The 26020-nt window shown below is 64.3% G+C and carries 29 protein-coding genes; 5 read left to right on the forward strand and 24 right to left on the reverse strand.

Annotated features, from left to right (window positions below; genetic code table 11):
- Positions 1 to 56: 56 nt before the first annotated feature.
- The 7 genes from maiA to hmgA form a co-directional block, all read right to left on the reverse strand.
- Positions 57 to 689: a maleylacetoacetate isomerase gene (maiA, locus tag ACXAED_RS09375; protein WP_475049088.1), complete on the reverse strand. Its 633-nt coding sequence runs from the start codon at positions 687 to 689 to the stop codon at positions 57 to 59.
- Between the two features lie 60 nt (positions 690 to 749).
- Positions 750 to 1292: a VOC family protein gene (locus ACXAED_RS09380; RefSeq protein ID WP_475049090.1), complete on the reverse strand. Its 543-nt coding sequence runs from the start codon at positions 1290 to 1292 to the stop codon at positions 750 to 752.
- Positions 1289 to 1507 (reverse strand): DUF2783 domain-containing protein, encoded by a 219-nt coding sequence (locus ACXAED_RS09385; protein WP_475049092.1) that lies wholly within the window; start codon positions 1505 to 1507, stop codon positions 1289 to 1291. The genes ACXAED_RS09380 and ACXAED_RS09385 overlap by 4 nt, the downstream gene beginning before the upstream one ends.
- 5 nt (positions 1508 to 1512) lie before the next feature.
- On the reverse strand, positions 1513 to 3123 hold the full coding sequence (locus ACXAED_RS09390; protein WP_475049095.1) for an FAD-dependent oxidoreductase: 1611 nt from the start codon (positions 3121 to 3123) through the stop codon (positions 1513 to 1515).
- A 151-nt stretch (positions 3124 to 3274) separates the two neighbouring features.
- Positions 3275 to 4225 carry an MBL fold metallo-hydrolase gene (locus ACXAED_RS09395; protein ID WP_475049098.1) on the reverse strand — a complete coding sequence of 317 codons (951 nt, stop codon included), beginning with the start codon at positions 4223 to 4225 and terminating at the stop codon, positions 3275 to 3277.
- Positions 4226 to 4306: 81 nt separating this feature from the next.
- The gene (gene fahA / locus ACXAED_RS09400; RefSeq protein ID WP_475049100.1) at positions 4307 to 5563 is read right to left on the reverse strand and encodes a fumarylacetoacetase; all 1257 of its coding nucleotides are present in this window, start codon (positions 5561 to 5563) and stop codon (positions 4307 to 4309) included.
- Between the two features lie 105 nt (positions 5564 to 5668).
- Positions 5669 to 7024: a homogentisate 1,2-dioxygenase gene (hmgA, locus tag ACXAED_RS09405; RefSeq protein ID WP_475049102.1), complete on the reverse strand. Its 1356-nt coding sequence runs from the start codon at positions 7022 to 7024 to the stop codon at positions 5669 to 5671.
- 71 nt (positions 7025 to 7095) lie between these two features.
- On the opposite strand from hmgA, the gene ACXAED_RS09410 reads away from it, so the two are divergent.
- Together ACXAED_RS09410 and ACXAED_RS09415 are read left to right on the forward strand one after the other, a co-directional pair.
- The gene (locus tag ACXAED_RS09410) at positions 7096 to 7536 is read left to right on the forward strand and encodes a MarR family winged helix-turn-helix transcriptional regulator (protein WP_475049105.1); all 441 of its coding nucleotides are present in this window, start codon (positions 7096 to 7098) and stop codon (positions 7534 to 7536) included.
- Positions 7537 to 7587: 51 nt separating this feature from the next.
- Entirely contained in the window at positions 7588 to 8820 is a 1233-nt protein-coding gene (locus ACXAED_RS09415; RefSeq protein WP_475049108.1) for an adenylate/guanylate cyclase domain-containing protein, read from the forward strand.
- Positions 8821 to 8838: 18 nt separating this feature from the next.
- On the opposite strand, the gene ACXAED_RS09420 is transcribed toward ACXAED_RS09415, so the two are convergent.
- From ACXAED_RS09420 to trmD, 6 genes are all read right to left on the reverse strand, one after another.
- A complete protein-coding gene (locus ACXAED_RS09420) occupies positions 8839 to 9648 on the reverse strand; it encodes a division plane positioning ATPase MipZ (protein ID WP_475049111.1) in 810 nt (269 codons plus the stop codon).
- Positions 9649 to 9759: 111 nt separating this feature from the next.
- The gene (locus ACXAED_RS09425) at positions 9760 to 11796 is read right to left on the reverse strand and encodes a DEAD/DEAH box helicase (protein ID WP_475049113.1); all 2037 of its coding nucleotides are present in this window, start codon (positions 11794 to 11796) and stop codon (positions 9760 to 9762) included.
- 112 nt (positions 11797 to 11908) lie between these two features.
- The gene (gene rpmE / locus ACXAED_RS09430; RefSeq protein WP_475049115.1) at positions 11909 to 12130 is read right to left on the reverse strand and encodes a 50S ribosomal protein L31; all 222 of its coding nucleotides are present in this window, start codon (positions 12128 to 12130) and stop codon (positions 11909 to 11911) included.
- Between the two features lie 11 nt (positions 12131 to 12141).
- Positions 12142 to 12516 carry a 50S ribosomal protein L19 gene (gene rplS, locus ACXAED_RS09435; protein WP_174147948.1) on the reverse strand — a complete coding sequence of 125 codons (375 nt, stop codon included), beginning with the start codon at positions 12514 to 12516 and terminating at the stop codon, positions 12142 to 12144.
- A gap of 345 nt (positions 12517 to 12861) precedes the next feature.
- On the reverse strand, positions 12862 to 13197 hold the full coding sequence (locus ACXAED_RS09440; RefSeq protein ID WP_475049118.1) for a YegP family protein: 336 nt from the start codon (positions 13195 to 13197) through the stop codon (positions 12862 to 12864).
- Positions 13198 to 13309: 112 nt separating this feature from the next.
- Positions 13310 to 14113 (reverse strand): tRNA (guanosine(37)-N1)-methyltransferase TrmD, encoded by an 804-nt coding sequence (gene trmD / locus ACXAED_RS09445; RefSeq protein WP_475049121.1) that lies wholly within the window; start codon positions 14111 to 14113, stop codon positions 13310 to 13312.
- A gap of 56 nt (positions 14114 to 14169) precedes the next feature.
- Between trmD and ACXAED_RS09450 the strand changes: the two genes are divergently transcribed.
- On the forward strand, positions 14170 to 15213 hold the full coding sequence (locus ACXAED_RS09450; RefSeq protein WP_475049123.1) for a phosphotransferase: 1044 nt from the start codon (positions 14170 to 14172) through the stop codon (positions 15211 to 15213).
- A gap of 9 nt (positions 15214 to 15222) precedes the next feature.
- Here the strand turns inward: ACXAED_RS09450 and rimM are convergent, their stop codons facing one another.
- The 9 genes from rimM to ACXAED_RS09495 all read right to left on the reverse strand — a co-directional run bounded on the left by rimM (position 15223) and on the right by ACXAED_RS09495 (position 21614).
- A complete protein-coding gene (gene rimM / locus ACXAED_RS09455) occupies positions 15223 to 15726 on the reverse strand; it encodes a ribosome maturation factor RimM (RefSeq protein WP_475049125.1) in 504 nt (167 codons plus the stop codon).
- A 153-nt stretch (positions 15727 to 15879) separates the two neighbouring features.
- Entirely contained in the window at positions 15880 to 16518 is a 639-nt protein-coding gene (gene bluB / locus ACXAED_RS09460; protein WP_475049127.1) for a 5,6-dimethylbenzimidazole synthase, read from the reverse strand.
- A 4-nt stretch (positions 16519 to 16522) separates the two neighbouring features.
- Complete coding sequence (gene rpsP / locus ACXAED_RS09465) at positions 16523 to 16891, reverse strand: 30S ribosomal protein S16 (protein WP_039159062.1); 369 nt, start codon at positions 16889 to 16891, stop codon at positions 16523 to 16525.
- A gap of 60 nt (positions 16892 to 16951) precedes the next feature.
- Positions 16952 to 17260, reverse strand: a complete 309-nt coding sequence (locus ACXAED_RS09470) for a chorismate mutase (RefSeq protein ID WP_475049130.1) — start codon at positions 17258 to 17260, stop codon at positions 16952 to 16954.
- 114 nt (positions 17261 to 17374) lie between these two features.
- On the reverse strand, positions 17375 to 17977 hold the full coding sequence (locus tag ACXAED_RS09475) for a GNAT family N-acetyltransferase (protein ID WP_475049133.1): 603 nt from the start codon (positions 17975 to 17977) through the stop codon (positions 17375 to 17377).
- Positions 17978 to 18038: 61 nt separating this feature from the next.
- The gene (locus ACXAED_RS09480) at positions 18039 to 18605 is read right to left on the reverse strand and encodes a GNAT family N-acetyltransferase (protein WP_475049134.1); all 567 of its coding nucleotides are present in this window, start codon (positions 18603 to 18605) and stop codon (positions 18039 to 18041) included.
- 149 nt (positions 18606 to 18754) lie between these two features.
- Positions 18755 to 19363 carry a GNAT family N-acetyltransferase gene (locus ACXAED_RS09485; RefSeq protein ID WP_475049137.1) on the reverse strand — a complete coding sequence of 203 codons (609 nt, stop codon included), beginning with the start codon at positions 19361 to 19363 and terminating at the stop codon, positions 18755 to 18757.
- Positions 19360 to 20880 carry a signal recognition particle protein gene (gene ffh, locus ACXAED_RS09490; RefSeq protein ID WP_475049138.1) on the reverse strand — a complete coding sequence of 507 codons (1521 nt, stop codon included), beginning with the start codon at positions 20878 to 20880 and terminating at the stop codon, positions 19360 to 19362. The genes ACXAED_RS09485 and ffh overlap by 4 nt, the downstream gene beginning before the upstream one ends.
- 209 nt (positions 20881 to 21089) lie before the next feature.
- Positions 21090 to 21614: a hypothetical protein gene (locus ACXAED_RS09495; RefSeq protein ID WP_475049140.1), complete on the reverse strand. Its 525-nt coding sequence runs from the start codon at positions 21612 to 21614 to the stop codon at positions 21090 to 21092.
- A gap of 275 nt (positions 21615 to 21889) precedes the next feature.
- On the opposite strand from ACXAED_RS09495, the gene ACXAED_RS09500 reads away from it, so the two are divergent.
- Positions 21890 to 23797 (forward strand): elongation factor G, encoded by a 1908-nt coding sequence (locus ACXAED_RS09500; RefSeq protein ID WP_475049143.1) that lies wholly within the window; start codon positions 21890 to 21892, stop codon positions 23795 to 23797.
- Between the two features lie 200 nt (positions 23798 to 23997).
- On the forward strand, positions 23998 to 24525 hold the full coding sequence (locus ACXAED_RS09505) for a prolyl-tRNA synthetase associated domain-containing protein (RefSeq protein ID WP_475049144.1): 528 nt from the start codon (positions 23998 to 24000) through the stop codon (positions 24523 to 24525).
- On the opposite strand, the gene ACXAED_RS09510 is transcribed toward ACXAED_RS09505, so the two are convergent.
- Together ACXAED_RS09510 and ACXAED_RS09515 are read right to left on the reverse strand one after the other, a co-directional pair.
- Entirely contained in the window at positions 24522 to 25274 is a 753-nt protein-coding gene (locus tag ACXAED_RS09510) for an aspartate/glutamate racemase family protein (RefSeq protein ID WP_475049146.1), read from the reverse strand. The genes ACXAED_RS09505 and ACXAED_RS09510 overlap by 4 nt on opposite strands.
- A gap of 124 nt (positions 25275 to 25398) precedes the next feature.
- The gene (locus ACXAED_RS09515) at positions 25399 to 25980 is read right to left on the reverse strand and encodes an FMN-dependent NADH-azoreductase (protein WP_475049149.1); all 582 of its coding nucleotides are present in this window, start codon (positions 25978 to 25980) and stop codon (positions 25399 to 25401) included.
- Positions 25981 to 26020 lie beyond the last annotated feature (40 nt).

A 26020-nucleotide genomic window follows, 5' to 3' on the forward strand; every position in this document is an offset into this window, starting at 1 on the left:
GAACCGGCGCCACGCAACAAACCCGGACCGCTGAGACGCCGCAAGGGGGCAGCTGCTCAGTCGTTCTGATCCGGATTCGCGGCTGCAAACGCGGGGTGTTCGGAGCAGGCGGCCTCTACCGCGCAGATGCGCGGCAGGTCCGAAAAATCCGCCTCCCAGCGGCGCGCGTTGTAGAGCTGCGGCATCAGGCAGATGTCTGCGAGCCCCGGTGTATCTCCGGTGCAGAAAGGCGTCTGTTCGAAGCCGCAAAGAAGCGCCTCGAACGCTTGCAGGCCGGGGCGGATGAAATGCTGCATCCAGGCCTTGGGCATATCCGGCGCGCCGCCGCTGAGGGCAGTGGCGTGTTTGGCCACTTGCAGGTTGCAAACCGGATGCACGTCGATCGCCACGGAATGCGCCAGTGCCCGCGCAAGGGCGCGCTGCCCGGGATCGCGGGGCAGAAGGCCGAGATTCCGGGTTTCGTCCAGGTAGTCGAGGATCGCCAGCGACTGGGTCAGGCGCAGACCGTCGATGTCCAGCACAGGCACGAAGCCCTGCGGGTTGCGGGACAGATGTTCCGGGCTCTTGTGCTCACCTTTGACCAGATCAACCCGGACAGCGGTGTAGCTGATACCCGCGAGATTCAGCGCGATGCGCAGCCGGTAGCTGGCCGACGACCGCCAGTAATCATAAAGAACCGTGCCGCCCATCGGCATCCTCCCCGTATTGAGAAGGCAGCCCGGGGGCTGCCTTTGGCTGTTCCAACGGGATCAGCCTTTGTTCAGTTCCTTGGCGTGCAGCCAGTCCGCGTGTTTCGGCGCCTTCTTTGTCTTTGACCATTCCTCCAGCATCTCCCACTTCACCGCGTCCAGCTTTTCAAGCAGAGCCTCTTCTGCCGGATCAGGGCAGGCAAGCTCCACCCGGTGGCCGTTCGGGTCAAAGAAGTAGATCGAATGGAAGATCGAGTGGTCGGTAACGCCCAGCACCTCGACGCCATTGGCCTCCAGATGCTCCTTGAACTGGATCAGCGTATCGCGGTCTTTCACCTTGAAGGCGATGTGCTGCACCCAGACCGGCGTGTTGCGGTCGCGGTCCATCTCCGGCTTGGTCGGCAGCTCGAAGAAGGCCAGGACATTGCCGTTGCCCGCATCCATGAAGATATGCATGTAGGGGTCGGGCTCATGCGTTGATGGCACGTGGTCCTCGGCAATTGCCAGGACAAAGTCCATCTTCAGCATCTTGTTGTACCACTCCACCGTCTCTTTGGCGTCTTTGCAGCGGTAGGCGACGTGGTGAATCTGTTCGATTTTCAAGCGGTGTCCTCCCTAGGTTTCAGCGCGGCCGCGGCCAGCGCCTGTTTCAGGATCGCGCGTTTTCCAATGTGGTTGGCCAGCACCAGCACCAGGCGGGCATTCAGCGCATCGCTTTCGGACCTGCTGAGGCCCTCATGCGCGGCCAGGAGATCTGCATAGAAGTCGTCGGCGCGCTCGGTGTTGGCGGTCAGGATCAGCTGATCGGTCTCGGTCATGGCGGTTACTCCTTGCCGATGGCCCGGCGGATTGCGTGCCGGAACTGGTTTTCGTCAAAGCTGGGGCGGCGGGCGGCCACATGCTGGTCCGGGCGGATCAGGTAGACGCCGCTTTCAAGCTTGCCCAGGTAACGCTCATGCAGCGCCAGCGTCTTGTCATCCTTGATCGACAGGGCCATCCGGGTGACCTCGATGCCTTCCTCCTCGATCACATCGGGGGCGTCGGCGTCGATGGTCAGCAGCACGAACTTGCCGCCCAGCTTGTCCAGCAGGAAGCCGTCGCCCAGCGGGGCGTCGGGGCAGGAGGAGCCGGGGCGGGTGCGCTCCGGCCCGTCCAGCGCATCTGCCGAGTTCAGCGGCGAGCCGTCGTAGGTGCAGGGCACCGACAGGCGGCCGGAGTTCACTAGGGGACGCGCGAACTCATACTGTTCCGACAGGTCCAGAACCGCGTCACGCAGCACCCGGCTGATCTCCGATTTCGGGGTGATGAAATCGGTGGAGCGGGACGAGTTCAGGATGTTCTCATCGGCGCCGTGGATGCGTTCCACGTCATAGCTGTCGAGCAGGCTTTCCGGCGCCTTGCCGTCCATCACCAGCTTCAGCTTCCAGCACAAGTTATCGGTGTCCTGCAGGCCGGAGTTGGCACCGCGGGCACCGAAGGGAGAGACCTGATGCGCAGCGTCGCCTGCAAAGATCACCCGCCCGTGGCGGAATTGCTCCATCCGGCGGCACTGGAAGGTGTAGATCGACACCCACTCCAGCTCAAATTGCACGTCTTCGCCCAGCATTGCCTTAAGGCGCGGGATAACGTTCTCGGGGCGTTTCTCGCGCTCCTTGTCGATATCCCAGCCGAGCTGCAGGTCGATGCGCCAAACGCCATCGGGCTGCTTGTGCAGCAGCGCGGACTGACCCTTGTTGAAGGGCGGGTCGAACCAGAACCAGCGCTCGGTCGGAAAGTCTGCCTCCATGATCACATCGGCAATCAGGAAGTTGTCCTCAAATACCCGGCCGACGAAATCCAGGCCCAGCATCTGCCGGGTGGGGGAGCCGGCGCCGTCGCAGGCAATCAGCCAGTCCGCTTCTAGGTTGTAGGCGCCCTCAGGGGTGTCGATTTCCAGAACCACATGGGTGGGATGGGTGCCGATGGCGGAAACCTTGTTGCGGCCGCGGATTTCTATCGGTGCGCCCTGCTCCTGCAGTTCGCGGACCCGGTTCACCAGGTATTCCTCAAAATAGTACTGCTGCAGATTGATGAAGGCAGGGCGCTTGTGGCCCTCTTCGGGCAGCAGGTTGAACTCGTAGACCTGGCGGTCGTCAAAGAACACCTTGCCGGTGTTCCACTGCACGCCCTTGTCGACCATGGGCTGGCCGCAGCCCAGCCTGTCGAGGATTTCCAGCGGCCGCTTGGCAAAGCAAATCGCGCGGGAGCCAAAGCTCACCTTGTCGTTGTCGTCCAGCACCACCACTTCGGTGCCCTGCTGGGCCAGGTCGATGGCCGCAGCCAGGCCCACCGGGCCCGCCCCGATCACCACCACCTTGCGGCGCACGGGCGAAGAGGCATCTTGGTCCGCATGGCGCGTGTAGGGGTACAAAGGGACTTCAAAGATCTTGTTCATCAGGTCTCCTCCCAAATTCCGGGTGCCGTCAGGCACAGCACAACCCTTTCCCGGCGGGGGTCAGCCGGGAGCATGGTCTAGCGTCTCACAGGTTCTGCCGGGGCGACACGATCTGAATCAAACCGCCCCGGTTGTACATTCTGCCCGGGGCTCAGCCCTGCAGGGCCTCCCACATCTCCAGATCGCGCTGCGCGGTCCAGATACGCGGGGTGTCGATGCCGCGGGCCTCGTCAAAGGCGCGGGCGACGTTGAAGGGCAGGCAGTGCTCATAGATCGCGTAGTCTGCGAACTTCGGATCGCACTCGGCGCGCACCGCGTCCCAGGCTTCCTTCAGGGTGCCGTTGCGGGCAGCCACTTTGGCCGCCGGGCGGTAAGTGCTTTCGACGAAATCGCGGGTGTTTTCGATGGCGGCGTTGACCATCTCTTTGCCGACTAGCGCATCGCCGCGGCCCGGGGCAATGGCGTCAACGTCAAAGGCCTTGATGTTGTCGAGGGTGCTGCCCCAGTCGCCGAAATGGCCATCGCCGCAATAGCAGGCGGAGTGGTATTCGACGATGTCGCCAGTGAACATCACGTTCTGGTCCGGCACATGGATCACGATGTCGCCCGCGGTGTGGGCGCGGCCCAGGTGCATCAGATCGACCCGGCGGTTGCCGAGGTAGACGGTCATGTCTTCGGAGAAGGTGGTGGTCGGGTAGGTCAGGCCGGGGATGCTCTCATGGCCTTCGAACAGCCGCGGGAAGCGCTGAAATTCGCTGTCCCAGTCCTCCTGCCCGCGTTCCACCACCATGGCGCGGGCGGTGTCGCCCATGATGATCTGCTGCGCGCCAAAGGCAGAGGCGCCTAGCACGCGCACGGCGTGATAGTGGGTCAGCACCACATGGGTGATCGGCTTGTCGGTCACGGAACGGACGCATTCGATCACTTTGTTTGCCAGCCGCGGCGTTGCCTGCGCCTCGACGATCATCACGCTGTCGTCGCCGATGATCACGCCGGAGTTCGGATCGCCCTCGGCGGTGAAGGCATAAAGGCCTTCGCCCACTTCGGTGAAGGAGATTTTCTTTTCGCTCATGTCCCCTTGGGACGCGAATGCCTTGGCCATGTGTCTGTCCTTTCAACGGTGCGCCAGTGGCAAGTGCGGGAGCCTCCGGCGGGGGTATTTGGGGCAAGAGGAAAGCGCAGCTTACCTCTTGAACGGGTCGTCCAGCGCCGCCAGAACGGTGCCGGTGCAGTCGCCGAACCCGATGGTGTAACCGTCGCCCTTGGCTGCGCCTTTCAGCGTCAGCGTGTCGCCATCAGCGATAAAGGAGCGCTCCTCGCCGGTGTCCAGCGTCAGCGGCTCCTTGCCGCCCCAGCTGAGTTCCAGCAGCGAGCCGCGGCTTTCCTTGGTGGGGCCGGAGATGGTGCCGGAGCCCAGCAGGTCGCCTGAGTTCATCGGGCAGCCCGAAGTGGTATGGTGCGCCAGCTGCTGCGCGGCGGAGTAGTACATCTCCTTGTAGTTGGTCCGCGCGATGGTTGTGGCTTCTTTACCTTCCGGAGCCAGGGTCACTTCGAGGTCGATGTCATAGAGCATCGGACCGCAGTCCTTCAGATGGTCCAGCAGCTCCACCTCGCGCTCCGGCGTGTCGCAGCGGAACGGCTCCAGCGCCGGCTTGGTCACGATCCAGGGGGATATCGTGTTGGCAGTGGCCTTGGCCTGGAACGGGCCAAGCGGCTGGTATTCCCAGGCCTGGATGTCGCGCGCCGACCAGTCGTTCAGAAGCACGTAGCCAAAGATGTTGTCATCCGCTTCCTGCACTGTGATGGGCCCATCGGAGGGTGTGCCGACGATCGCGCCCATTTCCAGCTCGATATCGAACCGCGCGCAAGGCGCCCACCGCGGCTTGTCATCATTGGGGCCCTTCAGCTGGCCCCAGGGGCGGCGGACATCGGTGCCGGAAATCACGACAGAGGACGCGCGCCCGTTATAGCCGATCGGAATGTGCAGCCAGTTCGGCGGCAGCGCGTTTTCCGGGCCGCGGAACATGGTGCCGACGTTGAAGGCGTGGTTCTTGCCAGCATAGAAATCGGTGTATTCGCTGACCGCAAAGGGCATGTGCAGCTCGGCATCGGCAGCGGGAACCAGCAGCGGCTCCACCTTGTCCTGCTCCGCCGCCCCCTCGGACAGCAGCGCGGTCAGGCGGTCGCGCAGTGCGGCCCAGACCGCCGGGCCTTCCTCCATCAGATCGTTCCAATAGGGCACGTCGAACAGCGGCGCATCGCCGAGCTGGACCAGACCGGCCTCCTCGGCGGCCTGCATGTCCAGGATCATATCGCCGATCGCGACACCGCAGCGCGGGTCATCACCGTCGACGGAGAATACGCCATAAGGCAGGTTGTTCAGCGGGAACGGGTGGTCCGCATCATTGGCCGAGGCCACCCAGGATTTCAGCAGAGGCATAGTGTCTCCAGTTTCCGGATCCGAAGATCCTTTTCATCTTTCCGGAAATACTCCGGGGGTGAATGGGCCGATGAGGCCCAGAGGGGGCAGCGCCCCCTCACCATTTCATTTCAGGCCGGGCGTGCCGTCGAACTTCTTCTCGATGTCGCTCCAGCAGTCGATGTAGTCATCCTGCAGCGGCGCGTCCTTGGCTGCAAATGCGGTCAGATGCTGCGGGAAGCGGGTCTCGAACATGAAGGACATGGTGTTGTCCAGCTTCTCCGGGCCGAGGTTGGAGTTCGACGCGCCCTCAAAGGCGTTCTTGTCCGGCCCGTGCGGTAGCATCATGTTGTGGAGGGACATGCCGCCCGGCACAAAACCTTGAGGCTTGGCGTCATACTGGCCGTAGATATTGCCCATCAGCTCCGACATGATGTTCTTGTGGTACCATGGCGGGCGGAAGGTGTTCTCGGCCACCATCCAGCGCTCGCGGAACAGCACGAAATCAATATTCGCAGTACCCGGCACGCCGGACGGTGCGGTCAGCACAGTAAAGATCGACGGATCCGGGTGGTCGAACAGGATCGCGCCCACCGGGCAATAGGTGCGCAGGTCGTATTTGAAGGGCGCGTAGTTGCCGTGCCAGGCGACCACATCCAGCGGCGAGTGGCCGATCTTGGTCTCATGGAACTGGCCGCACCATTTGATGGTCACGGTCGAGGGCGTCTCGCGGTCCTCGAACGCGGCCACCGGCGCCTTGAAGTCGCGCGGGTTGGCCATGCAGTTGGCACCGATCGGGCCGCGGCCCGGCAGCTCGAATTTCTGGCCGTAGTTCTCGCAGACGAAACCGCGGCAGGGGCCTTCGAGCACTTCCACCCGGTAGACCAGTCCGCGCGGGATGATGGCGATCTCCTGTGGCGCCAGGTCGATGATGCCCAGTTCGGTCGCGAACCGCAGGCGCCCTTCCTGGGGAACCACCAGAAGCTCGGAGTCGGCGGAGAAGAAATAGCTGTCCACCATCGACTCGGTGACCAGATAGATATGGCTCGCCATGCCGACTTGGGTGTTCACATCGCCCGCGGTGGTCATGGTCCGCATGCCGGTGAGCCAGGTCAGGCCTTCCTCCGAATGCGGCACCGGGTCCCAGCGGTACTGGCCCAGCGAGACCACGTCCGGATCGACGAAAGGCGCCGATTTCCAATGCGGCAGGCCGATCTTCTCATAGCGGTGCGAATGCTTCACCGAGGGGCGGATCCGGTAGGTCCAGGTCCGTTCCGGCGGGTCGGCGGTAAAGGCGGTGCCGCTCAGCTGTTCGCCGTAAAGGCCATAGTTGCATTTTTGCGGGCTGTTCATGCCCTGCGGCAAGGCGCCGGGCAGCGCCTCGGTTTCAAAGTCGTTGGCAAAGCCGGGCATATAGCCCTCGTTCGGCCCCGCAATCGAGGGAGCCTGGATCATTTTATGGGGATCGGCTGGCCGATTCATCGCGCGTTCCTCCTGTCACTGCTTGCGGGATATTAGTTGTTTTTGTAACTAACAAGGGAGAGAGGACGCAAATGACCGAAAAAGATGACTTCACTCTGCAGGATTTCCTGCCATTTCTGCTGAACCGGGCAGCCGAGGAAAGCTCGCTGGGGTTTCAGCGGCACTACAAGGACCGCTATGGTATGCTGCGCACGGAATGGCGGGTGCTGTTCCACCTGGGCAACTACGGCCAGATGACGGCCAAGGAGATCGGTGAGCGGGCCAAGATCCACAAGACCAAGATCAGCCGCGCCGTGGCCAAGCTGGCTGAGAAACGGTTCGTGACCCGCACCCGGGATGAAAACGACCGCCGGGCGGAACATCTGACGCTGACCCCTGCGGGACAGGCTGCCTACCGCGAGCTGCGGGAGGTGGCGCAGGAGTTCGATGCCAGGCTGTGCCGGCAGTTCACAACCGGCGAGGTTGCGATTTTGCGGTATATGCTGCGCAAATTAGCAGGCTTGGAGCCGTAGACATCGCAGGGTGCAATGCCCAGATAAGACAGCGGAATTGAAGGTGAATGCATGATACAGATTGATGTCAATTCGGGACCGCTGATTGCCTGGCTGATGGAACAGGGGCTGCACGGGGCACAGCAGCAGGACCTGCTCCAGGGTTATTGCCAGCGGCTGTGCGACGCGGGTGTCCCGTTGTGGCGATTCCATGTGGCGCAGCGTGCCTTTCACCCGAAATTCGGCGGCATCGGTTTCAACTGGACCCGCGCAGAGGGCCTGTCGCACCAGCACTACGAATACCGCGAGTCCCCTCGCGAGGAATGGCTGCGCAGCCCGTTCTTCCACATTCTGGACAAGGAGCTGGACGAGTTCCGCGAACGGCTCGAAGACGGCGCGCCGGAGGAATTCCCGCTGCTGCCGGAGCTGCGGGAACGCGGGGCGACCGACTACTTTGCTAAGGGCGTGCGGTTTTCCCCGCCCGAGGCTGGGCCGAACGACCCCATTCACCCGCAAGAGGGCATGCTGGTCTCCTGGGCGACGGACCGTCCGGGCGGCTTCTCCAATCGCGAGCTGGACCTGATCCGCACCACCCTGCCGCATCTGGGCCTGGCGCTGAAATCCTCCTCCAACCGGCAGATGGCGAGCGACCTTTTGCAAGTCTACCTGGGCCGCGATGCCGGCCGCCGGGTGCTGTCGGGCGAGATCCAGCGCGGGTCCTCGCAGCAGATCAACGCGGTGATCTGCCTGTTCGACCTCAAGGGGTTCACCCAGCTGGCCGAGCGGCTGCCCGGCACCGAGCTGATCGAGATGCTGAACGGCTATTTCGGCCTGGCGGTGGAAACCATCCAGGCGCATGGCGGCAACATCCTAAAGTTTATGGGCGACGGGATGCTGACCATGTTCAACCTCGGCAGCATCGAGGAAGACGCTCACGCGGCGCTGGCCGCGGCCAATGAGCTGTGCGGCAAGGTCCGCGCGTATAACACCGAGCGCGAGGAGCAGGGCTTGCCGACCGCTGGTTTTACCCTGGCGCTGCACGCGGGCACCATCCTCTATGGCAATATCGGGGCGGAGAACCGGCTCGACTTCACCGTGATCGGCCAGGCGGTGAACCAGACTGCCCGGATCGCGGGCATGCACCGGTCTGTCGGCCAGAGCATCATCATGTCCGAAGACGTGAAGACAGCCGCCAGAGGCACCAACCATGACCTGGTGTCTCTGGGCCGCTATATGCTGCGCGGAGTGGCCGAGCCGATGGAGCTTTACACTATCTACCGCGGCAACTGCGGCTGCGACAGCTGAGGTGCCGCCGGGGCGGGGTCAGATGCTGACCTCGACCCCCGGCAGGTTCACTTCCTTCATCATGTCGCGCAGCTCCTGCCGTGCGGCGACGTTGGAAATGTTCAGCTGCTTGACGCCAATGTCCTTGAGGTCCAGCAGCGTCAGCCCGCGCGGGAACAGTTCGCGGAAGATCACGCGCTCGGAGAAGCCCGGTGCCACCCGGAAGCCGATCCGCTTGGACAGCATCTTGATGGCACGTTCCATCTTTTCCTTGTTGACCATGCGCTGGGTGCCGACCCGGTTGCGGATCACGATCCAGTCGATCGGCTTGAGCCCCGCCTGCGCCCGCAGCTGGCGTGCATTCCACACCATCTCGGAATAGACCGACGGCCCGGTGATGCTCTCGCCCTTTTGATCCACATGCGCCAGCAGATCGAAATCGACAAAACTGTCGTTCAGCGGCGTGATCAGCGTGTCCGCCAGCGAATGCGCCACCTGGCTCAGCCGCGTGTGCGAGCCGGGGCAGTCGATCAGGATGAAATCATGGCCCGGCTCCAGCGCCGAGACCGCGGCCGACAGCCGGTGGTCATAGATGTTTTCGCCCGGCTGCAAGCTGGCCGGGTCGATCTCCGGCAGCTCGTGCATGTCCACCATCGGCAGGTCCAGCCCCGCCTTGGCGCAGAAGTCCTTGCGGTTTTCCAGGTAGCGCCCCAAGGAGCGCTGCCGCAAGTCCAGGTCCAGCGCTGCCACCTTGTGGCCCAGCCGGGCCAGGGTGGTCGCCACATGCATGGAGACAGTCGATTTGCCCGCGCCGCCCTTCTCGTTGCCGACGACAATAATATGCGCCATGTACAGGTCCCTTCGCTCGTGCTTTGGTGCACGTCTTTAGCTTTGTGCCCCTGTATAGGCTCTGGTTCCGGCCAAGAAAAGCAGTGCGCGCGGGCTAGTAAACTTAGTGTATCACCTGTGTTTTGCAGGTCCCGCCGGCTTGCGTTTGGGGCGGGCGTCGCCGCCTTTTCCGCCCTTGGCGGCCCCGGCTGCCGCAGCGCGGGCCTTGTTCTTCTTGCTGTTGGGCTTGCCGACCGGCGGCTTGGGACCCTTGGCCTTGAACGGCTTGGCCGCAGGCGCGCCAGGTTTGGTCATCCGTTTGGATGGATCGGACGCCCCCTTCGGCTTGGCGGTCACCGCCGGTTTCGGTTTGCTGGGGCGGGTGTCTGCGCGCGGCTCCCGGCGCTCTTCCCGCGGCGGCTTGTCTTTCCATTCCTTTCGCGGCGGGCGGCTGTCTTCACCGCCTTCTGCCTTGTGGCGGTAGGGTTTCGGGCCGTCTTCCTTGCCCCGGTGCGGCTTGGGTTTGCGGTCACCCTTGAAGCCGCCTTTCGGCCCGCCGGGCCCGCGGCGCGGGGCGGGGGCCAGTTCCGGCGCCTCGGCCAGCTGGGTCAGCACGGTGCCCGGTTCCAATTCGGTCTTGCCGTCCAGTGCTTTCAGGAAGCCCTCGACCGCGCCTTCGCTGATTTCGGCAAAGGTCTCGTTGTCCTGCACCCGGATGGCGCCGATGGCATCGCGGTCGATATTGCCGGCCTTGCACAGCATCGGCAGTACCTTGCGCGGGTCGGCCCCGGCCTCGCGGCCGCCGGTCAGTGAGAACCAGACCGACGGGCCAAAGGGCTTGCGTTCTTTACGTTCCTTGCGCGGTTCCGGCGTGTCCGCCGGGCGCAGCTCTTCCGGTGCCGAGTGGCGGCTGCGGAACAGACGCAGATAGGTGGCGGCGACTTGCTCAGGCGTGAAGCTGTCCAGCAGGGTCTGGACGCCGGCTTGCTCGTTCTCCTCAACGGGCTGCTGCCAGACGGGGTCGGCCAGCATCCGCTCCTCATCCCGCGCCAGCACATCGTCGGCAGAAGGGGCTTCGCAGTGCTCTGCCGTCAGCTTGGCCCATTTCAGCAGGCGCAGAGCCTTGGACCGCGCCTTGGGCGGTGCGATCAGCGCGCTGACGCCCTTGCGGCCGGCGCGGCCGGTGCGGCCCGAACGGTGCAGCAGGGTTTCGTGGTTCGAGGGAAGCTCCGCATGGACCACCAGCTCCAGCCCCGGCAGGTCAATGCCGCGTGCTGCCACGTCGGTGGCCACGCAGACCCGGGCGCGCCCGTCGCGCATCGCCTGCAGCGCATGGCTGCGCTCGGTCTGGCTCAGCTCGCCCGACAGCGTCACCACCGGCAGGCCGCGGTTGGTCAGCCGCGCTGCCAGACGGTTCACCGCTGCACGGGTGTTGGCAAATACGATGGCGCTTGGCGCCTCATAGTAGCGCAGCACATTGATGATGGCGTTTTCCGCGTCCGCTTGCGCCACGCTCATCAGCCGGTATTCGATATCCGCGTGCTGCTTGGTTTCGCCAGCGGTCTTGATCCGCATCGCATCGCGCTGGAAGGTTTCGGCCAGGCTGGCAATCGCCGGCGGCACGGTGGCGGAGAACAGCAGGGTGCGGCGCTCTTCCGGTGCTTCGCTCAGGATGAATTCCAGATCCTCGCGGAAGCCGAGATCGAGCATCTCGTCCGCTTCATCCAGCACCACGCCGCGCACGTTGCTGAGGTCGATGGAGCCGCGCATGATGTGGTCGCGCAAACGGCCCGGCGTTGCCGCGACGATATGGGCTCCGCGCTCCAGCGCGCGGCGTTCGTCGCGCATGTCCATACCGCCCACACAGGAGGCAATCCGCGCGCCAGCGTCGCGGTACAGCCAGCCCAGCTCATGCTTTACCTGCAGCGCCAGCTCGCGGGTCGGGGCAATCACCAGCGCCAGCGGCGCGGCGGCCTCGCCGAAGGCCTCGTCCTCGCCCAGCAGGGTGGGGGCCAGCGCCAGGCCGAAGCCGACGGTCTTGCCCGATCCGGTCTGCGCGGACACTAGCAGGTCGCGCCCCTCGACGTCGGGCTGGGTCACAGCCTCCTGCACTTGGGTCAGGGTTTCATATCCGCGTTCTTGCAGGGCGTTTGCCAGGGCTTGTTTCACGAGTGGGGCTGTCTTTCCCGCGAGGCGCATCCGGCCTCAGCGTCAGGAGAAATGAAAGAAGGCTGCCCGTCCGGGGCAGCCTTCGGGAGTTCTGCAAAATACGGCAGGCGGCTTAGAAGCCCAGGCCTTCGTATTTCTTCTTGAACTTGGACACGCGGCCGCCGGCGTCCATCAGGCGCGAGGTGCCGCCGGTCCAGGCCGGGTGCACGGTCGGGTCGATGTCCAGTGCCAGCTGATCACCTTCAGCACCCCAGGTGGAGCGCATCTTGATGATGGTGCCGTCGGTCATTTTGACGTCGATGAAGTGGTAATCGGGATGGGTGTCTTTTTTCATGATACCGCTCCTCAGGCTTTCTTGGGCTTGTAGTTCGCATCTTCTGCGATACGGGCCGATTTACCGCGGCGCGAGCGCAGGTAGTACAGCTTGGCGCGGCGGACACGGCCGCGGCGCACCACTTCGATCGAGTCGATGTTGGTCGAGAACAGCGGGAACACACGCTCCACGCCTTCGCCGAACGAAATCTTGCGGACGGTGAACGAGCCGGCAATGCCCGAGCCGTTCTTGCGGCTGATGCAAACGCCTTCGTACATCTGCACGCGCGAACGCGAGCCTTCGGTCACCTTGTAGCCGACACGGATGGTGTCACCGGCTTTGAAGTCGGGGATCTCTTTCCCCAGGGCGGCGATCTGTTCCGCCTCCAGCTGTGCGATCAGGTCCATCGCAACTCTCCTAAATCTGCCTGCGGTTCATGCCGCAGAGGTTTGTGCCGTCATGAGAGCTCCTGGTCTTCACCGGGTCCCGCCAAATGGCAGCCCGCCAGAGATCACGCCGTCTGTTCCTTGCTGCTGGCGGCAGGGTCCAAAGCGAAAACCGAAGAAGATTTCCTGGGGAGTGATCCAACAGCCAGCGGCCCGGAGCCGCAAATGCGAATCCAGACCGGCGCTGTATACGTCCGCGGCCCCAACAAAACAAGTGCCTGGCTGCGCTGCAGGCAAGAGTTTTCACAAAACTCTTGCCAAATGTTTTCTCAAAAGATTTCGGGCTGATGGCCCCTCTTTCAGGCCTCAGCCCGTCTGGTCGTCGACCGTGGCGTCCGGGGCGTTCTTCTTGACCGACTCGATACCGCCGTCGCGGCTGGAGGCGCTGGCGTAGCTCTGCGAAGTGCCGATCACCTGGCCATTGGTGGCCTTGAGATTGAACATATGCTTGCCGGAGGAGGTCTCTTTGCGCTCATAGCGCGCATCGTCGCCTGCGTTTTTCTTGACCGACGCGATGCCGTTCTCGGCACTGGCCTTCTGCTTGTAGCCTTCGCTGGCCAGGATGTTCTCGCCGTTGCCTGCTTTCAGCCGGAACCGGAATTCACCTGCGTTGTCGGTATAAAGTTCAAATTTTGCAGCCACCCTGTTCACTCCTAATTCTTCATGAATATGAGCGGACTAAAGCACGGCTTGCGGCGCCCGGCAACGGTCAGCCGCAGCTGGCGCCGCCGGAGCGGCATGCCAGGACGGCCCTTCAGCCCCGGTTTTGTGTCTTGCGGCAATAGGCGTCCCACAGATCCGGGCGGCGGGCTTTGGTGATTTCTTCGCTCATGTCATGCCGCCATTCGGCAATCTTGCCATGGTGGCCGGACATCAGGATCTCGGGGATTTCCCGGCCTTTCCATTCGGCGGGGCGGGTATACTGCGGATGCTCCAGCAGACCGGAAGAGAAGCTCTCCTCCTCGGTGGAGGCCTGGTTGCCGAGCACCCCGGGGATCAGCCGCACGGTGGCGTCGATCAACGCCTGCGCCGCCAGTTCGCCGCCGGTCATGACGAAGTCGCCCAAGGAGACTTCCTGGATGCCGTAATGCTCCAGCACCCGTTCATCGACGCCTTCGAAGCGTCCGCACAGCAGGGTGATGCCGTCGCATTGGGCAAAGCCCTGCATCATCTGCTGGTTCATCGGCCGGCCGCGCGGGGTCAGGTAGACCAGCGGCCAGTTGCCCCGGGTATCCGCCATCGTGTGCTCGATCGCCTCGCCCAGGACGTCGGCGCGCAGCACCATGCCCGCGCCGCCGCCCGCTGGGGTGTCATCCACGTTGCGGTGCTTGCCGATCCCGAATTCGCGCAGATCCACGGTTTCCAGCTGCCAAAGGCCTTCCTGCAGCGCCTTGCCGGTCAGGCTTTCGCCCAGCACGCCGGGAAAGGCCGAAGGGAACAGCGTGATGATCTTGGCCTTCCACACCCCTGCCAGATCCGGCGTTGGCGTCATCAGCTCGCGCGGCTTCAGCGTGGGGCGGATCGCCTTGCGGCCATGAGATTTGCTTGGTGCTGTCATAATGGTGCTGTTTAGTGCAGTCAGAATTACACGCAATAAAAAGCTTTGGTGTTTCGATGAATTCAGGACAGCCGCGTCCGGCTGACGGGGACGATCCGTTTGCTGCGATAGACGCGGTACAGGCCCGGACGCAGGCGCTTTGGCCCAGGGCAGCCGCGGCAGCCGGTCTTCCCGAAGCCGGGGCCATCTTTCGCAGGATGCAGGTCAGCAGCGGTGTTGAGCACCGCCGCCGTGTCTTGGAGGTGAGGACCTCCGGCGGCCAGAGCGTTGTCTTGCGCGCCGATTTTGGGACGTCCGATCCGGTTCGGAATACCAGATTTCTGGACCGGCATCAGGCCGCTGCAGACTGTCTGAAGGCTGAAACAGGCGTGGCGGTTCCAGCGCTGCTTTGGCGGGACACGTCAAGCCCTGCCGTTCTGATGGAATTTATTCAGGGGGATACCGCGCACCGTGAATTGGCGCTCACGGAATACGGGTTCGGGGACCGGGGCAGTATTCTGCGGCGGATTGGTCAAGCGGTGGCCGTCTTGCACAAGGTGTCTGGGGCCGGAGACCGGCAATTCTGGCCAAAGCCCTTTCTGACCCGTGTTTCAAGCCAGGCGCAGGCCGTGCGCGACGGGCAGCTGCCGGTGCCGAAACCCAACAAGTTCCTGGGGCTTTGCGCTTACCTGCACCGGGCAGCGCGGCGTGCGCGGGGGCAATCCTTTAGCGCTGCAGTCGAGCATGGCGATCTGCATTTTCGCAATATCCTCATGTCGGAGACCACCGTCTCCTTCATCGACTTTTCAAACCATGACGGCATCTTCCCGCAGCGCGACCTAGCCAATATCTGGCTGGCAAACTGCCCCGACCATCTGGTCGCGGGGGGCCTGTCGCCCGGGTTCGGGATGGTTGCGCAAGCAGATTGGGACGCTTTTCAGGAGGGGTATGGCGCAGATCTGGTAAATGATCCTGTGTTCCGTTTCTTTTATGCCCACCGCCTGCTTAAATGCTGGGTAGGATTGAGCCGCAAGCCGCGGGAGCAGCAGCTGAAAAGTGCGCAGGTTGCGACAAGGATCGTTCAGGTTCTTGAGTTGCTTCTGGCTGATGAAGCCGGCTGAGCAGCCGCCTCAGAACAGCCCCTCGGGCGGGTCAGCAATGATGCGGCCCTGGCTCAGATCAACGGTCGGCACCGCCTCCAGGGTGAAGGGCAGCAGCACTGTGGCCTTCAGTCCCGGACCGTGGATCTCCAGCAGATCGGACGCGCCGTGGTTCTGCACCGATTTCACCGTGCCCAGCAGGGTGCCGCCGGTGTCAAAGACCTCCAGCCCGATCAGATCGGCGTGGTAGAATTCGTCATCCGGCAGCTGCGGCAGCTGATCGCGGCGGGCAAACAGGCGCAGCCCCTTGATTGCGTCAGCGTCTTCCTTAGTTTCCACCCCGCCGATCCGCGCGGCAAAGCCGTTCTTGATTGGGCGTGTGATCATCAGGGAATAGTTTTGGCTGCCGTCCTCATTGCTGAGGGGGGAGTAATCTTCGATCTCTTCCGGAATGGCGCAGAAGCTCTTGAGCCGCACCTCGCCGCGCACGCCGAAGGCGCCGGCCACCGCTCCCACGCAGATCAGTTCGCTCATGGTGTTATTCCTTTGCACAGAACCCTGCGCGCAGCCATTGGCCGCCGGATTGTTCGCAGAGTTCCACTTGGTGGTTGCGTTCAAAGAAGATGCCCGCGGTAAAGGCTACTGCAACAAAAAATACAAGCCGTATCAACCGTCCCATCGGCGGCCTCAGCGGGTTTCAAGCGGCAGATCCGCCATCCGGCTTTCCCAGCCTTGTTCCTCCAGCTCCGGCGTGTCCGAGAGCCGCTCCGGGTAGCCGATGCAGAAATAGCCGATCAGCTGCCAGCCTTGCGGTGCGTTCAGGTCGCGGTTCAGCTGCTCCGGATCGAGCACCGAGACCCAGCCCAGACCCAGCCCTTCGGCGCGCAAGGCAAGCCAGAACAGGGTGATGGCGGTGACCACGGAATAGCGGCGCATCTCCGGCATGGTGGCGGCACCCAGGCCGTGACCCTGGGCGGTTTCGTCGTCGCAATAGATGGCCAGCTGCACCGGCGCGTCACGCATGCCGGAGAGCTTCAGCCCGGCATAGCGTCCGGCGCGCTCGCCGGAATAACCCGACAGCGCCTCGGCATTGGCTTTCTCGAAATTCTTCAGCGCAGCGGCGCGGGCGGTTTCGCTGTCCACCCGCAGGATGCGCCAGGGTTCGCTCAGGCCCACCGACGGGGCGAGCGGAATGGCGGATAGGCAGCGCATCAGCACTGCCTCCTCCACCGGATCTGAACGGAACCGGCGCACGTCGCGCCGGAGCCGCATCAGCAGATCAAGCTGGCTGCGGAACTCTTCGGGAAAAGCGCCCCGCAGCTCCACGGAATTATTCCGCGTCTGCAGCTGCTTCGGCGGCTTCAGCAGCCTTTGCAGCTTTCTCTTCTGCACGCTCCTGGGCTTTCTTGCCCGGGGTACCTTTTTTCGGGTTGCTGCGCTCGGCCTTCTCGCGGACGCCGGCTGCTTCCAGCATGCGGGCGATACGGTCGGTCGGCTGGGCGCCCTGGTCGAGCCAGTACTGCACGCGCTCCATGTCCATTTTCACGCGCTCTTCCGAATCTTTCGGCAGCAGCGGGTTGTAGGTGCCCAGCTTCTCGATGAAGCGGCCGTCGCGCGGCATGCGGCTGTCAGCAGCCACGATGCGGTAGAAGGGACGCTTTTTAGAGCCGCCGCGGGCCAAACGGATTTTCATTGCCATGGGTACATCTCCTTTGATGGCGTTGTCCGGGGTATGCCCCGGTTGTTCCTGTTGTCTTTGTTATTCTTGGTGTTTCTTGTGGTGGCGGATAACTTCATCAATGATGAAGTTCAAAAATGCCTTGGCGAATTCAGGGTCCAGATCGGCCTGTTTTGCCAAGTCTTCGAGCCGTGCGATCTGCGCCGCTTCGCGGGCCGGATCGGACGCGGGAAGGTCGTGTTCGGCCTTGAGCCGGCCCACCGCCTGGGTGTGCTTGAACCGCTCGCCCAAGGTATAGACGAGGATCGCATCCAGGCGGTCGATGCTTTCGCGGTGGCCCTTCAGCAGCTGAGCTGCGCGGGCAACGGGATCTTGGATATCTGTCGTCATCAGGGTCTCCGCAATGCAGCAGGCCGGGGGGCCGCCAAGGGGGTGCCGCGCGTGCAGCGGGTGTGCACCACCTGTGCACCGCCGCAGTGCAGCGACATGGTATCCGCGCGCTGATCAGTCAATGGCCCAGCCCTCCGGTTTGAAGAGCGGGTCGGCATAATGGGCGATTTCCATGTCGATGCCATGCGCGGTCTGGCTGTCCTTCAGGGCGTCCGGGGCGGGGTGGCGGTAGACCGCGTCGTTGCCGTCGATGGTGGCGGCCTCGTGGTCCTTCTTGGCGCCGAGCCGTTCCGCGAGCCGGATCGAGTCGAGATTCTTGGGGTCGATATAGCTGACCGCAGTCTCCCAGCCCAGATTTGAATAAAAATGGCGGCGTGCGGCGTGCGCAGCCTCCAGCGCATAGCCCTTGCCGGCCGCACCGGGCCAGATGATCCAGGCGATCTCGCGCTCGGGCCAGCCTGCGGGCTGCCAGCCGCCGGCCATGCCATAGGTCTCGCCGCTGTTCTTGTCGTGGATCATCCACATGCCAAAGCCGCGCACCTGCCAATGGCCGATCTCGGCGGCATAGAGCATCCAGGCCTCGTAAGGGTTCAGCGGCCCACCCATGAAGCGGGAGCGGTAGGAGCTGAAAGTGGCCTTGAAGTCCGGGTAGTCCTGCGGCTCGGGGCCGCGCAGGATCAGGCGGCGGGTTTCGATCACCGGGATGTCAAACGGCATCAGCGCGCTCCTTCCACGGGAAGGGCGCGGCCGGGCCGGGATATGGTCCGGAGCAGGCGCATCAGTGCAGCATACCCCGTGCAGCCTGCGGGCCGGACACGCGGGGCGGCGGCATATGGCGCCAGGCGCGGATGTTGGGCGCGGGCTGCAGGCGGAAGGAGACCGGTTTTTCCGGGCGGGCGCCGACACGGCGGGCCAGCGCGATGGAGGCGTCGTTTTCCTCCGGCACGTAGGAGACGATCGTGTCCCAGCCGGCCTCGGAGAACAGCCAGTCGAGCACGGCCTGCGCCGCTTCGCTCGCATAGCCCTTGCCGCGGCCCGGTTCCATCAGGTGCCAGGACAGTTCCGGTTCCGGCCAGCCTTTGGGGAACCAGGGGCCGACGAGGCCGACGGTCATCCCGGTGCTGCGTTCGACCACGGCAAACAGGCCGTAGCCGTGCAGGTGCCAATGGCCGATGATGGTGGCAATCGACCACCACAGCGAGTCGGGATCGTTTGCCGCATCAATGAAGCGCGGCGCCCCCGCGTCGAGGAAGGCGGTATTGGCGTCAAACTCCGGATCGGCCGGAGAAATCAGCATCAGCCGTTTGGAAACAAGCCGCGGATACGGCTTCTGCGCATCAGTCATCTTATACCCCTCTGCCCGGGCGGCGGGCCGCCCGGCAAAATTTTCACCCATCCGGCGAAAGAGTATCGGGGAGACTGCGTAATATTCTGTTAAACGGACCGCCGTTGCCGCCGCCGCGCCAGCCTGGTTCCTGCAAATTTGATGGAAGCTCATGCGTATGCCTCCATCCCGCCGTCGCCATTTTGCCGCAGATGGCGGTAGACCAGAACCTTTGTTTCAAAGGCGGCCTCGGCATCGGTGTCACGCTGCGCGCCGGATCGTTCGGCGGCTTTTGCGGACCGAAGGTTGTCCGGGTCGACGTAGCTCACCAGTGAGGGCAGCTCCAATGCGGTCAGCGCAAAGTCCCGCACGGCTGCAATGGCCTCGGCAGCCAGGCCCTGGCCCTCGAAACCGGCGGTGAGAAGGTAGCCGAGCTCGTGTTCGCGGTCGCCGTATTCCATTCCGGCAGAGAAGAAACCAGCGACAACGCCCGATGTCCGCTGCTCAGCCGTCCACATGCCGGCTCCGCGCAGCTGCCACCCTGCAGCATACTGGGTGAAATCCAGCCAGGCGCTTTGCCGGCTGAAGGGGCCGTTCATATAGCGGGCGCGGTCCGACATCAGGATGGCAGCATAATCCGGGAAGTCCTCCAGCCGGGGCGCCCGGAGCACCAAGCGCGCAGTTTCCAGCTGCGGCACGTGGCTGCTCAGCTGCTGCGCAAGTGCAGCAGCCGCGCCGGAGGCTGCGGCCTCCCAGGGATATGCTGCCCTGGTGGTCACTTCTTCTTGCCGAAGCCGCTGAGGCCTGCGGGCAGGCCCATGCCGCCACCCAGACCGGGGAGGCCGCCGGGCAGGCCGCCTTTGCCGCCCATCGCCTTGGCCGCCGCTTCCAGCGCCTTGGGGTCCATCTGGCTGGGGTCCATGCCGCCCATGTCCGGCATGCCGCCCTTGCCGAACATGCCCTTCATAGCCTGTTTCAGCATCTTGCCTTTGCCCATCTTGCCCATCTTCTTCATCACATCGGCCATCTGCCGGTGCATCTTCAGAAGCTTGTTAAGGTCAGACACTTCCATGCCGGAACCGGCCGCGATGCGTTTCTTGCGGCTGGCCTGCAGCAGAGCGGGGTTGGCGCGCTCCTTCTTGGTCATTGACTGGATCATAGCGATCTGGCGCTTCAGCACCTTATCGTCCATGCCGGCGTCCTGCACCTGCTTGGCCATTTTGCCCATGCCGGGCATCATCTGCATCATGCCCTCCATGCCGCCCATCTGGAGCATCTGTTCAAGCTGCATCTTCAGGTCGTTCATGTTGAACTGACCCTTCATCATGCGCTTCATCATCTTCTCGGCCTGTTCGGCCTCGATGGTTTCTTGGGCCTTCTCGACCAGCGCCACGATGTCGCCCATGCCGAGGATGCGGCCGGCGATCCGGTCTGCCTCGAAGGTTTCCAGCGCGTCCATCTTCTCGCCCAGGCCGACAAAGCGGATCGGCTTGCCGGTGACGGCGCGCATGGACAGGGCGGCGCCGCCGCGGCCGTCGCCGTCCATCCGGGTGAGGACCACGCCGGAGATGCCGATCTTGGCGTCGAATTCCTCGGCCACCTCGACGGCGACCTGGCCGGTCAGGCCGTCGACGACCAGAAGGGTCTCGCGCGGGGAGACAACATTGCGGACGTCCTCGACCTCCTGCATCAGGGTCTCATCGATGTGCAGGCGGCCGGCGGTGTCGAGCATGTAGACGTCGTAGCCGCCGAGCGTTGCCTGCTGCTTGGCGCGTTTGGCGATGTCGACGGGTTTCTGGCCGGGCACGATCGGCAGGGTGTCGACGCCGATCTGCGCGCCGAGCACCGCCAGCTGGTCCATCGCCGCCGGGCGGTAGACGTCGAGCGAGGCCATCAGGACCTTCTTGCCCTCTTTCTCCTTCAGCCGCTTGGCCAGCTTGCCGGTGGTGGTGGTCTTGCCGGAGCCCTGCAGGCCGACCATCAGTACGGGGGCGGGCGGGTTGTCGACCTTGAGCTTGCCGGGATCCTCGTCGCCGCGCAGCACATCGACCAGCGCGTCGTGCACGATCTTGACGACCTGCTGGCCCGGGGTCACCGATTTGGTGACGGCCTGGCCGGTGGCCTGCTCCTGCACCTTCTTGACGAAGTCGCGGGCAACTGGCAGCGAGACGTCGGCCTCCAGCAACGCCACGCGGACCTCGCGCAGGGCGGATTTGACGTCCTCTTCGCTGAGGGCGCCCTGCTTGGTGAGCCGGTCAAAGACGCCGGAAAGGCGTTCGGATAGATTTTCAAACATGCCTGCGGCCTCCTGATGCCGGTTTCAACTGTGGCGCCCCCGTATGTAGGGGACAAGCGATCCATGCGCAAATGCCCGCCGGTCCTCGTGTCCGTCATGAGGGCAAACCAAACGGGTTTGCCCCCACGGGCGTAACACGCTGGTGGGGGGCGATCCCTGGCACGGGCAGGGACCGGAAGACTCAGATCTCCCGGATGTATGGGCAGGCGTTACGCGGATTGGCCGCCGGAGTCAACCTTTGCAGGGCCGGCGGCAGGCAACCAGGCATTGATGGCCTCCGCCAGCCGATGCGGGCCGCGGCCGTTGGTGTAGGCCTCGGTCACCGGGTGGCGTCCGGCGCTCATGCCGCTGTCCAGCACCAGAACGGGGCGGTAGAGCGTGCGGCTGCGGCCCACGCTGCGGCTGGTGGTGCTTTCCACCTCGGCGTGGGAGAGGTCGGCGAGGCGGTGCTCCACCTGGCTGTGGCCGAACACCGACTGGCGGCGGATCATGATGCGGCCGCCGGGGCGGTCGAGGATCACCTGCACCCGGCGCACGAACAGGCAGAAGGCGGCAAACCCCATGCCGCCGCCCAGAGCGGCAAAGCCCAGTCCGAACCAGAGGTTTTCACCGCCGGTGGCGGCGCCTAGGCCCGCGCCAACGAAAGCCAGGATAAACAGGGCAAGCGCAATGCCGATGAACCACGGCGTGTCTGCCAGGATCAGCTGTCCGGGCGTGTTGCGGGTGATTTTCATGGCTTCAGCTTACCCTTGGGGAGGCTGCGGTTCAGGGGAAACTCGCGGCTTGGCCGTCAGATATGAGCGGCAAGCAGCGCAGCTGCGCCTTCTGCGCGCTTGACTCGGAGGGGGTGGCTTGGCCAACATCGGGAGGTTGGCCCACAGCCGCACTCACAGGCAGGGCCTGCCCGGAGGGGCATCGAGGCAGATCTTCAGAACAGGCATGATGCGCGAACCTTAGCGTCCGCGGCCGTTGGCGGGCAGCCGCATCAGCTATGGGAGGATCTGAGAACATGCGCGTTTTCACTATTCTGGGACCGTCGCAGTCCGGCAAATCAACGCTTGCAACGGCGCTGGCCAATCTGGACAGCGCCGCCGGTAAACGGCAGGAGGCTGCAGGCGTCGCCGCTTTGCAGCCTTTTTCATTTATGGGCGAGGACTGGGCCGCGATCGACATCGCGGGCGGGGCCGACAATCTGGCGCAGGCGGGCCCGGCACTGGCCGCCAGCGACGCTGCCGTCATCTGCGTGCCGGCTGACGCCGGCGCTGCGGTGCTGAGCGCGCCGTACCTGCGCAAGGTGGAAGAGGCGGGGATCCCCGCCTTTATTTTTGTCAACCGCATGGACCAGGCAACGGACCGTGTGGCGGAAATCGTGGCCGCGCTGCAGGCCTATTGCAGCCACAACATCATCCTGCGGCAGGTGCCGATCCGTGAGGATGGGCAGGTTGTGGGTGCTGTGGATCTGATTTCGGAACGCGCCTGGCAGTACCAGGAGGGCAAGCCCTCGGCGCTGATTGAGCTGCCGGTGGCGATGTATGCGCGCGAGCAGGAGGCGCGGACCGAGCTGCTGGAAGCGCTGGCGGATTTCGACGACACGCTGCTGGAGGAGCTGATCGAGGATCAGAAGGTGATGGCGGAGGAGGTTTACGACGTTGCCACCAAGGTGCTGCAGCATAACGATCTGATCCCGGCGCTGATGGGCTCGGCCGAGCACAAGAACGGCATCCTGCGGCTGATGAAGTCGCTGCGCCATGAGGCGCCGGATGTGGGCGCGGCGCTGGAGCGGCTGTCGCAGGATGGCAAGGTGGTTGCGGTCGGCTGCATGGCGGATCTCGTCAAGCATCTGGGCAAGACGGTGATGGTGCGGGCGCTGGACGGCAGTGTCGGCAACGGCGTGCCGGTGGGCGGCGCAACATTGGGATCGCTGACCGGTGTCGGCTCGGCGGCCGTCACCCGCCTGACGCCCGGGGATATGGGGCAGGCGGTGAAGTCGGACCATTTGAACCTGGGCTATGCCTATGGCCCGGACGGGACGGCGCCGCTGCCGGACTGGGCGCAGCCGCGGCCCTCGACCTTCCGGCGGGTGATCACCCCGGTGCATGAGAAGGACGATGCGCGGCTGTCGGGCGCGCTGGAGCGGCTGGCGGAGATCGACCCGGCGCTGGTGGTCGGGCAGGAGGAGGCCAGCGGCCATGTGCTGCTGAACCTGCAGGGGCCGCTGCACATGCGCCGCATCAAGCAGGCGTTGAAGGACGAGTTCGGGGTCGAAGTGGAGGAAGGGCCGGTGCCGCCGGCGCTGCGCGAGACCATCAGGAAATCCGTGCAGGTGCATCACCGCCACCGCAAGCAGTCCGGCGGCGCAGGCCAGTTTGCCGACGTGGTGATCGAGGTGAAGCCGCTGCCCCGCGGCAGCGGGTTTGTGTTCGAGGAAACGGTGAAGGGCGGCGCGGTGCCCAAGAACTATATCCCCTCGGTCGAGGCCGGTGCGCGCGAGGCGCTGGCGCAGGGGCTGAACGGCCACCCGGTGGTGGATGTCTGCGTGACGCTGAAAGATGGCAAGCATCACTCGGTGGACAGCTCCGACTATGCCTTCCGCACCGCCGGCAAGAACGCGGTGAAGGAGGCGCTGGCGGAGGCGGGCGCGGTGCTGCTGCAGCCGATTATGCGGGTGCATATCCATGTGCCGTCGGTGTTCACCGGCGGGCTGGTGCCGGTGGTGAGCGGCATGAAGGGCCAGATCCTGGGCTTTGAGGCCGAGGATGGCGTCGCGGGCTGGGATGTGTTCGAGACGCTGCTGCCGATGTCGGCGCAGGATGAGCTGTGCAACACGCTGGCCAGCGCCACCCGCGGCACCGGCTGGTTCAGCACCGATTTCGACCACTACGAGGAGGCGCGCCGGGCGGACTTTGCCGAGGCGTGAACCGGCGGGGCGGTGGGCGGAATCGCCCACCCTACGGCTGGTTTTGCGGGGTGGGCAATTTGCCCGCCGCCTGGCGCAGCGCCTTGCCCACCATCTGAATTGGCGCAAAACGGGGCGCAGGGGGCGGAACAGCTCTTGCGCCCCGCGGCCGTTTTTTGTGATCTGCGCAGCAACCCGACACGGACTTGCGGAGAAAGATCATGGATGCGTCATCGGCCTATCAGGACAGCCTGCCCATCTCCTCGGATGCGCTGCTGAAGCAGCTGGACGACTGGGGCATCGCCTACCGGCTGCACACCCATGTGCCGCTGCGCACGGTGGAGGATGCCAAGTCGGTCGAGGGGGAGTTCATGGTGCCGGGCGAAAACGCCCTGCGGCTGAAGAACCTGTACCTGCGGGACAAGAAGAAGCGGAACTATCTGGTGACGCTGCAGCAGGACCGGGAAATCGACCTGAAAAGCCTGGGCGCGGAGATCGGCGTGGGCAACCTGTCGTTCGGCTCAGCCGACCGGCTGCTGGAGAACCTCGGCATCCGCCCCGGCGCGGTCAGCCCGCTGGCGATGATCACCGGCGCGGGGAAGGGCGTCACCTTCTATATGGATGCGCAGGCGCAGGAGGCGGATGTGATTTACATGCATCCGCTGGTCAATGACCGCACGGTGGCGATGACGCGCGATGATGTGATGGCGTTCTTTGAAAAGACCGGCGTTGCGGTGAACTGGGTCTAACCGGCCTTTTCGTCCTCCAGCGCCAGATCCAGCGCCGCGGCGGCGTGGGCGGCGGAGGGGTTCACGAACAGGAAGCCGCCGGCCTCGAAGCTGACGTCGTCGGTATGATCGGGGAAGGCCAGCGGAAGCTCGGTGCAGGCCAGCAGGATGGCGGTGCCGGGCTGGGCGTGTTGCGTGCAGAAGCGCAGCAAGCGGTCCTGCGCAGTGGCTGAAGCGCCGCCGTAGAAATCCTCGTCGATCATCGCTTGCATTTCGGCGATCTCCGCCGCCGGGAGAGTGTCATTGGCGCTGACGCCGTGTTCGGCAAGGACATTGGCATAGTTGCGGGCCTGCATGGTGACGGCAGTGCCCAGCACCAGCGCCTGCGCGGCGCCGGTTTCGGCGGTGGCCTTGGCGGTGGCGCCGAAGATGCTGATGATTGGCATCATTACACCCTCTTGTATCGCATGCAGCCGGGCGTGCGGGGTGTTGGAGGCGATCAGGGCGAAGTCGCAGCCTGCGCGCTCCAGCGTCAGCATGGCCTCACGGAAGACGGCGTCGAAGGCGGCCCAGCTGGCCTCATCCCCCGGGCGGCCTCGCAGCGCGCGGGTCTGGGCCTGCACCACGGATTCGATGGTGATCGGCGGTGCCGGCAGCGGAGAACCTGCGCCGCGGTCTGCAAAGAACCTTCCGGCACCTTCGCAGATGGCGCGGTAGTAGTCGATGGTGGAGGCCCAGCCGACGCCGCCGAGAATGCCGATCTTCTTCATCAAATTGCCCGCCCTTGAAATGCCGATACGGGCAGACTGGCACGGCAGCATAGGCCTGCCAAACGCAAAAAACGCCGCCAGCTCTCCGCGGGGAGGGCTGGCGGCGTTGCCGGGATGCCGGGGATCAGGCAGCCAGGGCTTCGATCTGGCCTTTGGCCTTTGCCAGTGCACCGTCGGCGTCGATCGACATCGCGTCGGCGGCCACAATCTCAACATCGTTGATGCCGATGAAGCCCAGCACGTGGCGCAGGTAGGTGGTGGCAAAGTCGATGTCGGACCCGGCCTGGGTGCCGCCCGAAGCCATGACGATGACGGCGCGCTTGCCTTCCAGCAGGCCGATGGGGCCGTTTTCAGTGTATTGGAAGGTGAGGCCAACTCGGGCCACCAGATCGATCCAGGCTTTCAGGGTGGAGGGCACCGAGAAGTTGTAGACCGGCGAGCCGATGACGATGGTGTCGGCCTGCTTCAGCTCCTCGACCAGCGAGTCGGAGAGGGCGAGCAGCTGTTTCTGCTCGTCGCTGCGCTGGTCTGCCGGGGTAAAGTTGGCGCCCACCCAGGCGCCGTCCAGCAGCGGCAGCGGCGCGGCCAGGTCGCGGCGGATCACCTGCTCAGCGCCGAGGCGGCTGACGATCTGGGCCGAGAGGTCGCGGGTGACGGAGCCCTCGATGCGGGCGGAGGAGTCGATGTGGAGAACGGTGCGGGTCATTTTCATGTTCCTGTGCTTGTTGCTGACAGGAATTTGGGGT

This window comes from Leisingera sp. ABM4_103, from assembly GCF_056158685.1.

Coding starts and splice junctions, on each gene's coding strand:
- maiA (WP_475049088.1), bottom strand. CDS start 689: ATGGGCGGCACGGTTCTTTATGATTACTGGCGGTCGTCGGCCAGCTAC.
- ACXAED_RS09385 (WP_475049092.1), bottom strand. CDS start 1,507: ATGACCGAGACCGATCAGCTGATCCTGACCGCCAACACCGAGCGCGCC.
- ACXAED_RS09390 (WP_475049095.1), bottom strand. CDS start 3,123: ATGAACAAGATCTTTGAAGTCCCTTTGTACCCCTACACGCGCCATGCG.
- ACXAED_RS09395 (WP_475049098.1), bottom strand. CDS start 4,225: ATGGCCAAGGCATTCGCGTCCCAAGGGGACATGAGCGAAAAGAAAATC.
- fahA (WP_475049100.1), bottom strand. CDS start 5,563: ATGCCTCTGCTGAAATCCTGGGTGGCCTCGGCCAATGATGCGGACCAC.
- hmgA (WP_475049102.1), bottom strand. CDS start 7,024: ATGAATCGGCCAGCCGATCCCCATAAAATGATCCAGGCTCCCTCGATT.
- ACXAED_RS09410 (WP_475049105.1), top strand. CDS start 7,096: ATGACCGAAAAAGATGACTTCACTCTGCAGGATTTCCTGCCATTTCTG.
- ACXAED_RS09415 (WP_475049108.1), top strand. CDS start 7,588: ATGATACAGATTGATGTCAATTCGGGACCGCTGATTGCCTGGCTGATG.
- ACXAED_RS09420 (WP_475049111.1), bottom strand. CDS start 9,648: ATGGCGCATATTATTGTCGTCGGCAACGAGAAGGGCGGCGCGGGCAAA.
- rpmE (WP_475049115.1), bottom strand. CDS start 12,130: ATGAAAAAAGACACCCATCCCGATTACCACTTCATCGACGTCAAAATG.
- rplS (WP_174147948.1), bottom strand. CDS start 12,516: ATGGACCTGATCGCACAGCTGGAGGCGGAACAGATCGCCGCCCTGGGG.
- trmD (WP_475049121.1), bottom strand. CDS start 14,113: ATGACAGCACCAAGCAAATCTCATGGCCGCAAGGCGATCCGCCCCACG.
- ACXAED_RS09450 (WP_475049123.1), top strand. CDS start 14,170: ATGAATTCAGGACAGCCGCGTCCGGCTGACGGGGACGATCCGTTTGCT.
- rimM (WP_475049125.1), bottom strand. CDS start 15,726: ATGAGCGAACTGATCTGCGTGGGAGCGGTGGCCGGCGCCTTCGGCGTG.
- rpsP (WP_039159062.1), bottom strand. CDS start 16,891: ATGGCAATGAAAATCCGTTTGGCCCGCGGCGGCTCTAAAAAGCGTCCC.
- ACXAED_RS09470 (WP_475049130.1), bottom strand. CDS start 17,260: ATGACGACAGATATCCAAGATCCCGTTGCCCGCGCAGCTCAGCTGCTG.
- ACXAED_RS09475 (WP_475049133.1), bottom strand. CDS start 17,977: ATGCCGTTTGACATCCCGGTGATCGAAACCCGCCGCCTGATCCTGCGC.
- ACXAED_RS09480 (WP_475049134.1), bottom strand. CDS start 18,605: ATGACTGATGCGCAGAAGCCGTATCCGCGGCTTGTTTCCAAACGGCTG.
- ffh (WP_475049138.1), bottom strand. CDS start 20,880: ATGTTTGAAAATCTATCCGAACGCCTTTCCGGCGTCTTTGACCGGCTC.
- ACXAED_RS09495 (WP_475049140.1), bottom strand. CDS start 21,614: ATGAAAATCACCCGCAACACGCCCGGACAGCTGATCCTGGCAGACACG.
- ACXAED_RS09500 (WP_475049143.1), top strand. CDS start 21,890: ATGCGCGTTTTCACTATTCTGGGACCGTCGCAGTCCGGCAAATCAACG.
- ACXAED_RS09505 (WP_475049144.1), top strand. CDS start 23,998: ATGGATGCGTCATCGGCCTATCAGGACAGCCTGCCCATCTCCTCGGAT.
- ACXAED_RS09510 (WP_475049146.1), bottom strand. CDS start 25,274: ATGAAGAAGATCGGCATTCTCGGCGGCGTCGGCTGGGCCTCCACCATC.
- ACXAED_RS09515 (WP_475049149.1), bottom strand. CDS start 25,980: ATGACCCGCACCGTTCTCCACATCGACTCCTCCGCCCGCATCGAGGGC.